The organism is Companilactobacillus sp. HBUAS56275, from assembly GCF_036913655.1.
Lineage (GTDB): Bacteria > Bacillota > Bacilli > Lactobacillales > Lactobacillaceae > Companilactobacillus > Companilactobacillus pullicola.
Genome location: NZ_JAYKKK010000002.1, coordinates 273,465 through 285,997 on the forward strand (window position 1 = coordinate 273,465; position 12,533 = coordinate 285,997).

18 protein-coding genes are annotated in these 12,533 nt (G+C 30.9%); 10 read left to right on the forward strand and 8 right to left on the reverse strand.

The features are described from left to right. Positions 1-164: 164 nt before the first annotated feature. A complete protein-coding gene (locus U8526_RS04875; RefSeq protein ID WP_334340842.1) occupies positions 165-1,529 on the reverse strand; it encodes an Nramp family divalent metal transporter in 1,365 nt (454 codons plus the stop codon). Between the two features lie 314 nt (positions 1,530-1,843). Here U8526_RS04875 and U8526_RS04880 point away from each other — a divergent pair, with 314 nt between their 5' ends. After that, the gene (locus U8526_RS04880; RefSeq protein WP_334340843.1) at positions 1,844-2,311 is read left to right on the forward strand and encodes a hypothetical protein; all 468 of its coding nucleotides are present in this window, start codon (positions 1,844-1,846) and stop codon (positions 2,309-2,311) included. Between the two features lie 353 nt (positions 2,312-2,664). On the opposite strand, the gene U8526_RS04885 is transcribed toward U8526_RS04880, so the two are convergent. The 5 genes from U8526_RS04885 to U8526_RS04905 all read right to left on the reverse strand — a co-directional run bounded on the left by U8526_RS04885 (position 2,665) and on the right by U8526_RS04905 (position 6,024). Beyond that, on the reverse strand, positions 2,665-2,961 hold the full coding sequence (locus U8526_RS04885; RefSeq protein ID WP_334340844.1) for a bacteriocin immunity protein: 297 nt from the start codon (positions 2,959-2,961) through the stop codon (positions 2,665-2,667). Positions 2,962-2,991: 30 nt separating this feature from the next. Continuing rightward, entirely contained in the window at positions 2,992-3,618 is a 627-nt protein-coding gene (locus U8526_RS04890) for a CPBP family intramembrane glutamic endopeptidase (RefSeq protein WP_334340845.1), read from the reverse strand. A 25-nt stretch (positions 3,619-3,643) separates the two neighbouring features. Continuing rightward, on the reverse strand, positions 3,644-3,841 hold the full coding sequence (locus tag U8526_RS04895; protein ID WP_334340846.1) for a hypothetical protein: 198 nt from the start codon (positions 3,839-3,841) through the stop codon (positions 3,644-3,646). Positions 3,842-3,945: 104 nt separating this feature from the next. Beyond that, positions 3,946-4,707, reverse strand: coding sequence for a DNA-binding response regulator (locus tag U8526_RS04900; protein ID WP_334340847.1), 762 nt, complete (start codon positions 4,705-4,707; stop codon positions 3,946-3,948). A gap of 9 nt (positions 4,708-4,716) precedes the next feature. Continuing rightward, a complete protein-coding gene (locus U8526_RS04905; RefSeq protein ID WP_334340848.1) occupies positions 4,717-6,024 on the reverse strand; it encodes a sensor histidine kinase in 1,308 nt (435 codons plus the stop codon). Positions 6,025-6,445: 421 nt separating this feature from the next. Between U8526_RS04905 and U8526_RS04910 the strand changes: the two genes are divergently transcribed. Beyond that, on the forward strand, positions 6,446-6,682 hold the full coding sequence (locus U8526_RS04910) for a hypothetical protein (protein ID WP_334340849.1): 237 nt from the start codon (positions 6,446-6,448) through the stop codon (positions 6,680-6,682). Positions 6,683-6,722: 40 nt separating this feature from the next. On the opposite strand, the gene U8526_RS04915 is transcribed toward U8526_RS04910, so the two are convergent. Continuing rightward, positions 6,723-7,478 carry a LytR/AlgR family response regulator transcription factor gene (locus tag U8526_RS04915; RefSeq protein ID WP_334340850.1) on the reverse strand — a complete coding sequence of 252 codons (756 nt, stop codon included), beginning with the start codon at positions 7,476-7,478 and terminating at the stop codon, positions 6,723-6,725. Beyond that, positions 7,475-8,365 carry a sensor histidine kinase gene (locus U8526_RS04920; RefSeq protein WP_334340851.1) on the reverse strand — a complete coding sequence of 297 codons (891 nt, stop codon included), beginning with the start codon at positions 8,363-8,365 and terminating at the stop codon, positions 7,475-7,477. The genes U8526_RS04915 and U8526_RS04920 overlap by 4 nt, the downstream gene beginning before the upstream one ends. A gap of 602 nt (positions 8,366-8,967) precedes the next feature. On the opposite strand from U8526_RS04920, the gene U8526_RS04925 reads away from it, so the two are divergent. The 8 genes from U8526_RS04925 (at position 8,968) to U8526_RS04960 (ending at position 12,531) form a co-directional block, all read left to right on the forward strand. Continuing rightward, positions 8,968-9,276 carry a bacteriocin immunity protein gene (locus tag U8526_RS04925; protein WP_334340852.1) on the forward strand — a complete coding sequence of 103 codons (309 nt, stop codon included), beginning with the start codon at positions 8,968-8,970 and terminating at the stop codon, positions 9,274-9,276. A gap of 16 nt (positions 9,277-9,292) precedes the next feature. After that, on the forward strand, positions 9,293-9,586 hold the full coding sequence (locus U8526_RS04930) for a bacteriocin immunity protein (protein WP_334340853.1): 294 nt from the start codon (positions 9,293-9,295) through the stop codon (positions 9,584-9,586). A 19-nt stretch (positions 9,587-9,605) separates the two neighbouring features. After that, the gene (locus tag U8526_RS04935) at positions 9,606-9,947 is read left to right on the forward strand and encodes a bacteriocin immunity protein (RefSeq protein ID WP_334340854.1); all 342 of its coding nucleotides are present in this window, start codon (positions 9,606-9,608) and stop codon (positions 9,945-9,947) included. A 362-nt stretch (positions 9,948-10,309) separates the two neighbouring features. Then, entirely contained in the window at positions 10,310-10,447 is a 138-nt protein-coding gene (locus tag U8526_RS04940) for a hypothetical protein (protein WP_334340855.1), read from the forward strand. 138 nt (positions 10,448-10,585) lie between these two features. Further along, the gene (locus U8526_RS04945; RefSeq protein ID WP_334340856.1) at positions 10,586-10,723 is read left to right on the forward strand and encodes a hypothetical protein; all 138 of its coding nucleotides are present in this window, start codon (positions 10,586-10,588) and stop codon (positions 10,721-10,723) included. A 34-nt stretch (positions 10,724-10,757) separates the two neighbouring features. Then, positions 10,758-10,889, forward strand: a complete 132-nt coding sequence (locus tag U8526_RS04950; RefSeq protein ID WP_334340857.1) for a hypothetical protein — start codon at positions 10,758-10,760, stop codon at positions 10,887-10,889. A 127-nt stretch (positions 10,890-11,016) separates the two neighbouring features. After that, the gene (locus U8526_RS04955) at positions 11,017-11,181 is read left to right on the forward strand and encodes a bacteriocin (RefSeq protein WP_334340858.1); all 165 of its coding nucleotides are present in this window, start codon (positions 11,017-11,019) and stop codon (positions 11,179-11,181) included. A 6-nt stretch (positions 11,182-11,187) separates the two neighbouring features. Continuing rightward, positions 11,188-12,531, forward strand: coding sequence for a sensor histidine kinase (locus tag U8526_RS04960; RefSeq protein ID WP_334340859.1), 1,344 nt, complete (start codon positions 11,188-11,190; stop codon positions 12,529-12,531). Positions 12,532-12,533: the final 2 nt, after the last annotated feature.

A 12,533-nucleotide genomic window follows, 5' to 3' on the forward strand; every position in this document is an offset into this window, starting at 1 on the left:
GTATTCCTTGCTTTCTATTTGTATTGTTGGGTAAATGATACCAGATTAGGGGATTGATTTACAATTGAGTATTGAAAAAGAAAATGGAAGTATACTTCCATTTTGATATAAAGAGTAACCAAAAAAGCAGTTTCTTCATTTTCGAAGAAACTGCTTTTTTATTTTTAAGCTGTTGGTACAAATGTTGTATAGATCAACCAAATGTTTAAGATGGTTAGAACTATCGCAACAAAGTAACCTAGATATTCAATAAATTTGTTATTGGCAAATTCACCCATAAGTTTCTTGTTACTGGAGAATTTGATCAATGGGAAGATCGAAAATGGTAGGGCGACACTCAAGAATACTTGCGAGAATGTCAAAAGTGATTCGATCTTGGCTTCGTTACCGTGGAAAATAATAGCAAAGGTGATAACTGGAATGATGGATAGAAGACGAGTAATAACACGTCTTGCCCAGAGCTTCATCTTCATGTGGATGAAACCTTCCATAACGATCTGTCCAGAAAGTGTACCAGTAATAGTTGAGTTTTGACCAGATGCCAATAGGGCAACGGCGAACAAGATACTTAGTACAGGACTGGCAACAGCACCGGCAACTTTTGGATCTTGGAGGGCATTGAACAAGTCAACGAAACGACCTAGATCACTGTTTGTTCCATAGAATAATGCGGCACCTAGTAGTAATAGCAATGTATTAACAACAAAGGCCAGTGTTAATTGGATATTTGAATCCCAAGTTGAGAATCTAACGGCTTGGTGAACACTCTTTGGATCATCGCGGTCGTATTTTCTAGCTTGTGAAATGGATGAGTGCAAGTACAAGTTATGAGGCATAACCGTTGCACCAACAATACCTAATGATAGGTAAAGCATACTTTGATTTTGTAAAATCTTAGGGTCGGGAACGAATCCAACCATCATTTGACCAACATCTGGTTTAGCCAAAATAACTTCGTACAAGAAAACTAATAGAATAACCATAATAAGTGTGGCTACAATAGCTTCAATTTTTCTGAATCCTAGTTTCATCAAGACCAATAATAATAGAACATCAAAGGCCGTGATGATAACGCCCCATAGGACCGGTATATTAAATAGCAATTTTAAGGCAATCGCTGAACCAATGATCTCGGCAATATCGGTTGCCATGATAGCCAATTCGGTAATGATCCATAAACAGAATCCTCCGACTCGACTAGTTCGATCTCTCGTTAGTTGTGCCAAATCTCTTCCGGTCACGATACCTAGTTTAGCTGACATGTATTGTAGAAGCATCGCAATTAAACTAGAAATCAGGATAACGGATAGTAATTTGTATTTGAATTGGGCACCACCGGCGATGGATGTAACCCAGTTACCGGGATCCATGTAACCCACGGCGACCAAGGCACCTGGTCCACTATATGCTAACAATGTTTTAAAGAAACCTGCGTCTGTCGGAACATCAACGGTATCATTAATTTCTTCCAAGGAAGGGCCGTTAGCGTAATGAATTAGGCTTTCGTGTTTTTTATTTTTTTCACTCAAGCTTTTCTCCCCCTTTTTATTCTCAACATATAATATCATGTTAGAGGTGTCTTTTAAACCCAGTAAACTTAATAATTAGGACAACTTAACAAAAGAATATTAAAAGCGGTGTTTTCTAGGGTTCGGTGTCAATTTAGGTTAATAATTTGGTGCCAATAATGATATCAATAAACAATTATTTCTGTACAAATGAACAATTTTTCGTTTCTCGCACGCAACTTCATGTATTTGTCACACGGTTACGATACAATATAGGGGTAATGGAAATGGTAAGGAATAATATTTTAAATTTTTAAGAAAAGGGATAAAGTCAAATGAATGTAATTTTAATAATAGTTGATATCATCTTTTTCCTTGGTGCAGCCTTCAATGTGTATTGGCAGTCCCAAATTGAAATCAAATCAATTTATAAGGTTTCATCGCTGATCTTCGCTGCCTTCATTGGAGCTTGGCTACTTTTCTCACCAACAAATCAATTATCTTACATCATCATGGTTGCTTTATTCATGTTACTTAATATTATGAATGGTGTTGGAGGAATTGGTTCGAAGAAAATCGTCATCAACGGATTCTATTCGGGTGTTTTGGATTACTCCCAGATCATTCATGTAACCTTGATACCAATCGAGTTGCAAGGTAGTAAGCCAAAAGTAGCAGTTATTTTCAACACAAAGAGACCACAACAAGTGGAAATGAATTTCAATATGTCTTACAAAGATATTCAAAAATTTTTAGATACCAAGTTATCCAACGAAGTTTCAGTTGATGTTGGACAAATATAGAAAATAGAAACAAAAGAAGGCCTCAGTTTTGGGGTCTTTTTTAGTTGGTAAAGTATATAAAATTGTTGGAAATATGCCGTCTTCCGCAAAAAATCTGTGGGCCGCTGGAACGTAGCGGACACGACTTGAAGCTAATAATTTTACACTTCGTGCAAAATCATGGATCTCCAAGCTCGGTCTTCTACTAACCTTGCTTCGCAAGCTAAGTAGGATTTCGCTACTGAGGGCCCACAGATTTTTTGCGGAAGACTAGATTCTGTTTCTAAACCTAGAATTAAAAACGACGTCTATTCAAGAATCTCAATTCACTCTAAGTTTTGTGGATTGGGTAATCTGAATAGACGTCGTTTGTTTTAGTAACCGTATCTTATATTTGATAATTGAGTTAATTGTTGTAGTTTTGCTTGTTGCTCTTTAGTTAATGAAATTTTGTTTTTATGAAGAGCGTTAGAAATTGATATGTTCATTCTACTTAAAATGTAGGGAACGGCCGATTCTCTTTTTTCTAGTTCATCTTTGAATTCGATTAATACCTCTTGTAAAGGTTGTCTGGTGGTGTCGTTGTCTATGTCATTGAGCAAGTTATCAATGATAGAGATTGCTTCGTCACCACGATCTTTGCCAGTTGCGAACCAAGTTAGTTTACCCATTTGTTTTGTCACCTCCTTATGATGCTTCATTTATAGAAAGAATAAGATTGTCGATATTACATTTAGTAGTTGGTGTGAAAGAATATTACTGTAAATATTTTTAGTTTTCTCGAAGATAAAGGTTAAAAGAATACTAGTGATAAAGTAATTTATTGAAAGTATTATTCCTTCGTCATGGAGGAGAGCAAAAACAATCGAAGAAATGATTGCACCAACTATTCTGGAATTAAAGATATCGGCTGAATATTGAAAAATTATTCCTCTCATAGTCAATTCTTCTAGGATTGGTCCAGTTATGTTGATCGTCAACATGGTTACAATTATGATCCAAATGGATTTGTTAGATAAGCGTGCCATGATTAGGGGATCGGGTTGTGTTTTGGTGACTAATTGATTGAGGTAGTTGAGTAATAATGAAATGACCTCACAGATTACGGTTAAGAAAATGGTAAGTAACAGTGCTCTCCAATCAAACTTCCTACGTATCAATGGTAACTTGTATTTCTTGATAATCCGCATTAGCACATACAAAATAACACCAAACATAATTAATGAAAAGACTATGTTACCCGATTTGCCAATCATTGGTAGAGCGTTTAATTGAATGAAAATTGGTAATAGTAGAAATAGCATTAGCTGTAATACTTTTTTCGGCATTATTACGTCCTTATGTAATGAAGATTTAGAACCAGTTGAAAAATGCTGCAAGTCCAATGAAGATGAAAATAATTGATAGAACTAAGGAGAACCAAAGTGCTATGAGTGAAAATGGTGAGGTAGTTTTATTGCCATTTGTTTTGATTTCCTTAAAGTACTTTGTTGTGGCAAACATTTGCCAAATACCGATAATAATGAATAATGTTCCTAAAATATATTTCATGATATTCACCCCATATCCATAATAATTGCTTCTTTATACTGACAATTCTAGCAACTGGATAATCAGCTAGGGGTGAAATGTCTTGGATGGGCTGATTTTATGTCTTAAGCACCGTGATATAAAGCGGATCTAATTGAAGATTTTATTTTTCTACTTTTGCCTAATGGAAATTTATATGTAGATTCGTTTTTGAATGTGATTTTTCTACTGGGAAAATCGGCTTTCCTAATGTTTAATGGATTTATTAAACAGGAACGATTTAAGCGTAGTAGAAATGGATACTTTTTTTCTAAGTTAGCGATTTTATCATAGAACTCATAATTTCCATTGATTGTTTCCAGGTTTAATCTATGTGGAATTTGCGACGTCTCTATCAATATGATTTCTGACTTGTCGAAATTAAACATTTGATTACCAATTTCGAATGTAAAATTAGTACTCTCTTGTATCATTGATCGGTTAGTTATATTCTCAGCATACTTTAATGCGCTGTATATATTGTCGCGGTACGTAGTTAGTTCAACATCTTTATCGATAAAATCAATAGCACCGACTCGATTTTTTAACGTTATTGGAGCCATTTCATCATGTGTAGTTGTGAAAATAATATTTGCTTGGACATCAATCTTTCTGATTTTCTTAGCGAGTTCGATACCGTCTATTTTTGTACCTAAATCAATATCTAAAAAATAAATACCTCGAGATATTTTTTTATTGATAAGATGAGTAATTACTTGATTAGGAGTTTCGGCGGATAATTCCATTATCAATGGTTCGTCGTGAAACATAATATAATTCTCAAGCATGACAGTAATGTTTTTTAATTGAGTTTTATCATCCTCACACACAATTATTGGATAAGTCATAAAATTCTCCTATTCATTCGTAAGTATTATTTGGACATGAAAGTAGTTGTCTTCTCTCTGGTAGTTAATCATCAAATTGGAATTTTGCTTTTTTAATTCTTCAATATTGGATAAACCCAGTCCTTCATGCTTTTTCTTTGTAGTAAATCCAGAATTCTTCATGAGAGAAATATTGGTTTTTTCAGAATTCCTGATAGTGTTATCGATTAAGAAAGTTATTTGGTTGTCATTGTTTATCGACGTTATTTTAATTTTTCCGTGACGTTGGTTTTGAACTTCTTCAATTGCATTGTCTATTATGTTTCCCAGCAGTCTAACAAAATCAAATATATTTATTTTTAATTGATTTATTTCTGTTTTGCATTCAAATTTGTAGTCTATATTGAGAGTTTTCATTTCTTTGAATTTACTAATGAATAAGCTCTTTATATATGGATTAGAAATATATTCTAAATCTTTGTAAAAATTCATGGATGTATTTTCAAAATAGTCATTGGAGTAAATATTCAATTTGTTTAATGTTTCTTTTAATTCATCATTACTTTCGGATTTAGTAAGTTCCTCGAGACTAAGAATTATATTTCTATAATCGTGTTTGAATTTATGCATGTTTTTCTGATCGACATCCAGCTGATTAGTGTACGACCTTAGATTATTTATTTGTTCGACAAGTAATTCCCTTTTTTGATTTTCTTTCTGATTCTTAATCTCAGCGGATGTATATAGAAAGGTCAATATTGTCTGTATTATCAAAAATAGTATAATCGCAATAATTAATTCTTTGTAAGCTTTAAAATGCTGAATTAGAGTCATAAATAGAAATAACGATATGTATAGATATGCCAGTAAGAAGCTAAGTTTTAAATCCTTTTGTTTTCCTATAAAATTAGAGAGTTTGAAATATCGGAATAAAAAGATAAATAAGGATGCCAGTAAAAAACAAGTTATACAATCAATTAAAATTAATAGTTGTTCATTTAAAATAAATATTCTATTAAGATAAATAATCACTGATGAACTAATCACCGATGATGATAATGCTAATGAGGCAGTTATTATAATTGTATTTATAAGGTAATAATTCATTGCTCCTTTTTCATTAAGTAATAGGTACATGATGATAAAAAGAGAAACAATCATCCAATTAGGTAAAAAATATTCCACAAAGAGAGCGTATATAAAGAGAAAAAGAAATATTAACGACTTTTTCCAAGTAAAAATCTGTTTTTCATAGTAAAGACTAATGAAAATATAGAAGAGGATTAGACTGGAAAAAAAGGAATCAATTATAGTTCCGATGATGCTTATTACTATCATGAAAAATGTCTCCCATTGGTTATATTAAATTTATGATTCTGAAAAAATTGAAGGAAGAATCTCCTTATTTGTTTAAAGTTGTAAATAGCAATTGTTGATCTATTAGTAAGATATTACAAAATGCAGATATTTTTTATCAAATGTCATAATTATGTTCAAATCAACTCTTGAGTAAAGCTATTAGGTTTTAAATCCTGTTTAAGACATCAAAAGAGACGGTTTAGGAAGAAAGCCCATAAAAAATATTCCTTGGAGTAATTCAAATTAAGGACATTAAAATATTGAATATATTTAGTTTTCCATTCAGGACACCGAAAACTATTGATTGAGACATTGTTAACAAAGTTGAATTGAATCTTGATAGAATACAATTAGAAAGATATATATCAGAGCTCTTTAAAAATATTGTGGAGGGATGACTATGCTTAGTAAGATCAAAAAGATGAGTATACCCATGAAAGATTGGATAAGTATGGCTATTGTGATTCTTATAGATGTTGTGACAGGAATTGTTTTTAACTTGATTGATGGTTTGCCGTTGTTCGATTTAGATTACGCTCAATTGTTTAAGGTGATGTTTTCGATGTTTATGATTGCTCCATTTGTTCAAATATTTGGACTCTATATTAGTCCCAAACTTTTAGACAAAAATAAATGAAAAAAAGAGATTTGAGTGTAATTGCTCAAGTCTCTTTTGTTTAGACATTGGTTATTGATTGGAGTTTTTTCTTTAATTTGGTAGCTTTACCCATGGAAAATTTTTTAGTGGTGCCATTTTTTAGTAGTGTCTGACGGGATGGAAAATCAATCTGTCTGATATTAGTTGGATTAATAAGGCAGGAGCGACTGATCCTAAATAGAAAAGAATACTTTTTCTCCAGTTCATTGAGTTTCCCATAAAACTCGTATTGCCCATTATTAGATATGAAAATTAATTGATGAGGAATTTTGGAAGACTCAATTGAGAAGACTTCAGTTTGATTAAAATTGAATATTTGTGTACCAATTTCAAAAATGAAATTCTGTTGGTGATATTCAACTGATTTTTTTATCAACTTTTCGATATAAGCAAGTATGTCATAAATATTATCACGATAGGCTTCAAGCTTTTGTTGTTTCTCAATAAAAGCAATGGCGCCAACTTTTCGTTTCAATGTTTCGGGAGCCAATTCTTCATGTGTAGTAGTGAAAATAATACTGGCTTCTATATCGGATGCACGGATTTTTTCGGCTAGATCGATACCGTCAATATTGGCCTGTAAATCGATATCCAAAAAGTAAGTTCCACGATGTGGTTGGGATGTTTGCAAGTACTTTAGGACATCTTGTGGTTTTTGAGCAGTACATGCAATATCAAAAAAATTATTATGAAAGAGGAGGTAGTTCTCAATTAAGGTATTAAGTTGTTTTAATTCAATTGGATTATCTTCACAGATAACGATGGGATAACTCATTTTTTGCCTCCTAATTTTGTGATAGCAATTTGCATGCTGAACCAATTGTTGATGGTATTGTAATAGATCAACAGGTTATTGTATTTCTTCTTGATATCTTGAATATTGACCATACCCAGCCCGTCGTGATTTTCTTTAGACGAAAAGCCATATTGATCAATTTTGGCAACAGCGATTGGTTTGATGATGGTGTTTTTAATCGTAATTTCCAATTGTCCGTCAGTATTGATTAAAATAATTTGGATTTTACCGTCATTTTGCTCCTTAACTGCTTCAATAGCGTTGTCGATGCTGACCCCCATTAACCTTATTAGGTCAAAAATATTGATATTCACATTACTGATATTAGTTTTACATTCAAAGTAGCAGTCAATATTGTTCGCTTTAATCGTCTTTAACTTGCTGATCAAGAGTGACTTGATATAAGGATTGGAAACATATTCTAGATCCTTAAAGTCATCCATGGAAATATTACTGAAGTATTTGGTTGAATAACCTTCTAATTCCTTTAAAGAATCTTTTAAATCATTGTTGTCATTGGCAACAGCAATTTCATTTAAACTATTAAGAATATTTTTATAATCGTGTCGAAATTTGTGCATTTCCTTTTGGTCACTGTCGAGTTGCTTGGTATAATCGCTTAAATTGTCTAGCTGTTCGGACATTAGTTTCTTTTCGTAAATTTCTTTTTGACGATTATTTTCATGAATAAAAATGAAGGTGATTGCAATTCCTTGAACGATTAAAAAAATCAGAATACCTGTTGTCAGATCTAAATAGGCTTTGAACTTTTGTATGAAGTACATGAAGGCAATTATAACCATGGATGAATAGGTCAGGATGATGGTCAGTGATGGTGAGTTAAAATTTTGAACGATACGATTCAAATGTGATTTCTTGAATATAAAAATAATTGTTAGCAATATAATGAGCTGAATTAAAAGCATACCAGTCATTAATATTAAATCGTTCATTTTGTGAATAAGATAAATTTTTGTAAGAATTACAGAAGCAACCGTTGAGGAAGTGAATTCGAATAATAGTGCCAATAGTATGGAATTCACGAGATAGTATTTGTTGGAGTTTTTGTTTTTCAGAGAGAAGTAAATGACTGTCAGTAGTACTAAATAAACAGTATCGTTGAGAAATGTGGCAATTAGAATGGCAGCAAAATAAAAAGTGGGAAGAAAGAGTATCTTTTTATAAAGTGGAATTAACTTCATATTGTAAATAGTACTGAATGCCAAAAAGTAAAATAGATATGATAAGAATATCTCCAAGATATACAATCGAGTATCCACAGTAATCATTGCCATCACTCCCCCAGTGGAAAAAGTATATTTATATCCTAACAATGAAAAGATGAGTTGACCAATACCAATTTTTTCATTGAGGATATTAAAAGATACATTCGGGGATGTTTTTCACAGAAAATTTGAAAATAGAATTACAATTATTATGTGAAATAACTAAGAAAGAGGAGTCAACCATGTCTAACAAGAATGAAGAAGAGCAAGTTTTGTTAAGTGAGCTTTATGATTTTGTCTTGAATCCCAATATTTCAGATGATGAACGCAAAATTGGTCTCTTGGCCAAGGCAGATTTAGAAAAGGGCAGATATACTGTGGCCGTGCTTAATCAAATAATTGTTAGTTTTCAACAATTGGATTTGAGAAATAAGGGTTTAACGCCAGATGCCTCTCACTTCTATGATGTGGTCAATCCGATTTTGATTAAAATGAAACCTATCGGTACTAACTTAGGATATATAGGTTTCAACAATAGTTATTTGAACTAAGAATTGGGGGATATTGATGTTAAAAAATCGAAAATTGAAGTTAGAAGATTTAATAACTACAGCTTTGGATGATAAGGCTGTACAAAATGATGGGGAACTAACAGAGATTTTACGAAATGCGCAAAGTAAATTAGATAAAGGTAACGCTGAAAATATAGTAGCTACTAAATTGGAACACTCTATTAGTACTTATACACTTACACATAATTTGAAAGCACCTAAATCAATTGTTGAACTATCACAATTTTTACAAAACGATGCTAACAAATATAAAGGATTCATGTCGATACTGACTTGGTTCGCCAATTAATTTATAAAAGGAGATGCTTATGTTAGATATAGATAAGACAAGGAAAGTCATTCATGAGTTGTATGATTCTCTACACAAACACCCAGACCAATCACCTTATTTGTTGAATATAACAGATGTGTTAAGTCAGGTTTATGTGAAACTGGACATAGTTGATAATCCCGAAGCTTGGTTGAGTAGACTAGTAAATTACATATACATGGAAGCTTTTGGTCGCGTTCATTTTTCTAGGGATGAGGATAACCTTTTAATTGAATTGGGTGACCTTTCGAAGAGATCAGGACTTAATGGTAGAAATCGAGCTAACTTTAATGACAAATCTCAGTTTTATAGTTTGTTTGAAAGAATGCCTCGTCGTTAGTTAAGTAACAATATTCAAAAAAGCTCTTAAAGTTGTTAGATTAATCCCATCTAATGATTTTAAGAGCTTTTTTGATTTATTTTGTTCATTATAAGTTGGTAACTTCCATATTCTTTTGAATTAAAAGATAAAACAAATTTAATTGTTGTGGAGTAAGAGATGAATGATATTAAAAATATTTTGAGGAAACCATGTATAAGATAAATTTTGAAGAATATATTGTTTATTTGATTTTCTATAGTTTTCGATAATATGAAAAAATCTAACGTTAATATTTTTTTGAATCTATTTTCCTATAGATTCTTATAATGAAGTTGTGGTAAGGATATTATCATAAAAAAGCATAGATTGGAAGCGCTATTATGGAGAATGTCAAATTTACAGCTATCAATGAATCTCAATTGAATAAGGTAATTGGTGGAAGAGGTAAGAAACAAAGTGTTTGGACACATATTGGGGATGCCGTTGGAAGTTTTGTTCAGGGGTTTATAGGGGACTAGGTATTAATTCTTAATATGAAAAAAATACAATTTACACCATATAGTAAATTAGATAACAAACATAGAATTGTAGCATTAGTATTGGTGGTTTTTAAACTTTTAACATTAATTTTTTGATTAAAAAAGGAGAGAATTAAAATGATGAATAATTTGAATAAGTACGAAATCGTATCTAATAAAGAATTAGGTAAAACAAATGGCGGATTTAATAAGCTTGCTCATACTCTTGGAAGAGCTACGTTAGTTGGGTTAACTTTTGTTCCATTTTTCTTTTAATTAAGAAATTGAAAATGAATCGAGGATATTATCAATGGATAGTCAATTTGGTAGGAATTTGAATATGTTTAATGATATTGATGATCAGAGACTTTTGTCAGTAGTCGGAGGACATTGGTATAATGATTTTATTAAGGGATTTAATGAACATCATAGATTTTGGTAAATAAAATAATATGGCTTCAAAAAGTATCAATTTTTTGAAGCCATATTATTTTTTGTAATTAAAATTGATATATTAAATTTATCGTAGTATATTTATAATGCTTATTTTCAATGGGAGGAAAAATTATATGTTTAAAACAATATCAATAAAGGAATTAAAAAATATTTCGGGTGGAAAATTACAAGAGAGCGTATCTTCTGAATTTATTAATGAACTGTCTGAAGAGAAAAGTTTTGGAAAAAGGTCCAATGCCTTTATAAAAAATTTGCTTAATGAATGGATTAAGAAATAATTTAAAATGATTACGTTACCGATACCAGTTGAATATTTTATTGATTCAATATTTATTTTTTTATGTTTTCTACTGTATCAACAGTTGATCGCTAAAAGTAATGTACATTTAATGAATAGATATGCTATATATTCGTTATTTTGGGGGCTAATAAGCCTACTATTTGAAGATTATAGTTATATTTTATTTTTAATGTTTTTTATTATATGGAATTCAATTAAACAAAAAAAGATAAATTTTGATAAAGGAAATATAAACTTAATTATATTTTCTGTCGTTATTCAAATGATGTTGTCTTTATTATGTGAAGTCTTTACGAATTTGATTTATTTAATCCTATCAAAATTATTTAATATCAGTTCTTTCTTTGTTAGTCATAGTTTTAGAAGCATTTTATCTTCATTTGTTAATATTATATTTGTTTTAATAATTGTTAAATTGATAAGAGAAAATTATACAAAGGTAAATGAAGTTGAGGAAAAAATATTATCTTTAAAATTAAATAATAAGTTTTTTCTAATGTTAATGTCCATTTTTTTGTCTTTTGAAATTATACTTTTCGTTGGTAATATTCAAGGGATTACTTATTTAATGAACGTGACAATATTATTTTCTTTTATGTTTTTTGCATTTCTTTTATGTTGGCAGATGGTTGAACTAGTGCAGTCATTTTCTATTAGGCAAAAAACTATTAATGATATTGAGCAGAATAGACAAATGCGTGAATATCTTACTAATATTCAAGAGCAATATGATGATTTGAGAAAATTTAAACATGATTTTAAAAATATAATGCTTTCTATAAATACCAATTCTAAAAAAAATATGAATAAAGATTATGATGATATTTATAAAGGGCTTATTCAGCAAAAGGAATTTGTTTCGGATTTAGATGGAAAGGCCATCTTGGGATTGAAAAGAATTGCAAACGAGCCTGTAAGGGGATTGATTATTCAAAAGTTTTTTAAAGCAAGATCTAATAATATTAAAATGAATATAGAAATAGTAGATGATTGCATAAAGTTTACTAAAAACTTGCTGGAGATTATAAGAGTGGTCGGAATTCTTTTGGATAATAGCATTGAAGAAGCTGTTAGTGGCGATAAGAGGGAAGTTAGAGTCGCCTTTATAAAAAGCCAAGATACTATTGAAGTTTCAGTAGAGAATCCAATCAATCACCTTATAGATATAAGAAGCATGTTTAAAAAAGGATATTCAACAAAAGGAAAGAACCGAGGCACTGGCTTAGCTAATGTTTCTGAAATCATAAATAGAAATTCTAATCTTTTTTTAGATACGGAAATAAAGGACAAATTTTTAAGAATTACTTTAATTGTATTGGAAGTGTAGTT

Coding starts and splice junctions, on each gene's coding strand:
- U8526_RS04880 (WP_334340843.1), top strand. CDS start 1,844: ATGAATGTAATTTTAATAATAGTTGATATCATCTTTTTCCTTGGTGCA.
- U8526_RS04885 (WP_334340844.1), bottom strand. CDS start 2,961: ATGGGTAAACTAACTTGGTTCGCAACTGGCAAAGATCGTGGTGACGAA.
- U8526_RS04890 (WP_334340845.1), bottom strand. CDS start 3,618: ATGCCGAAAAAAGTATTACAGCTAATGCTATTTCTACTATTACCAATT.
- U8526_RS04895 (WP_334340846.1), bottom strand. CDS start 3,841: ATGAAATATATTTTAGGAACATTATTCATTATTATCGGTATTTGGCAA.
- U8526_RS04900 (WP_334340847.1), bottom strand. CDS start 4,707: ATGACTTATCCAATAATTGTGTGTGAGGATGATAAAACTCAATTAAAA.
- U8526_RS04905 (WP_334340848.1), bottom strand. CDS start 6,024: ATGATAGTAATAAGCATCATCGGAACTATAATTGATTCCTTTTTTTCC.
- U8526_RS04910 (WP_334340849.1), top strand. CDS start 6,446: ATGCTTAGTAAGATCAAAAAGATGAGTATACCCATGAAAGATTGGATA.
- U8526_RS04915 (WP_334340850.1), bottom strand. CDS start 7,478: ATGAGTTATCCCATCGTTATCTGTGAAGATAATCCAATTGAATTAAAA.
- U8526_RS04925 (WP_334340852.1), top strand. CDS start 8,968: ATGTCTAACAAGAATGAAGAAGAGCAAGTTTTGTTAAGTGAGCTTTAT.
- U8526_RS04930 (WP_334340853.1), top strand. CDS start 9,293: ATGTTAAAAAATCGAAAATTGAAGTTAGAAGATTTAATAACTACAGCT.
- U8526_RS04935 (WP_334340854.1), top strand. CDS start 9,606: ATGTTAGATATAGATAAGACAAGGAAAGTCATTCATGAGTTGTATGAT.
- U8526_RS04940 (WP_334340855.1), top strand. CDS start 10,310: ATGGAGAATGTCAAATTTACAGCTATCAATGAATCTCAATTGAATAAG.
- U8526_RS04945 (WP_334340856.1), top strand. CDS start 10,586: ATGATGAATAATTTGAATAAGTACGAAATCGTATCTAATAAAGAATTA.
- U8526_RS04950 (WP_334340857.1), top strand. CDS start 10,758: ATGGATAGTCAATTTGGTAGGAATTTGAATATGTTTAATGATATTGAT.
- U8526_RS04955 (WP_334340858.1), top strand. CDS start 11,017: ATGTTTAAAACAATATCAATAAAGGAATTAAAAAATATTTCGGGTGGA.
- U8526_RS04960 (WP_334340859.1), top strand. CDS start 11,188: ATGATTACGTTACCGATACCAGTTGAATATTTTATTGATTCAATATTT.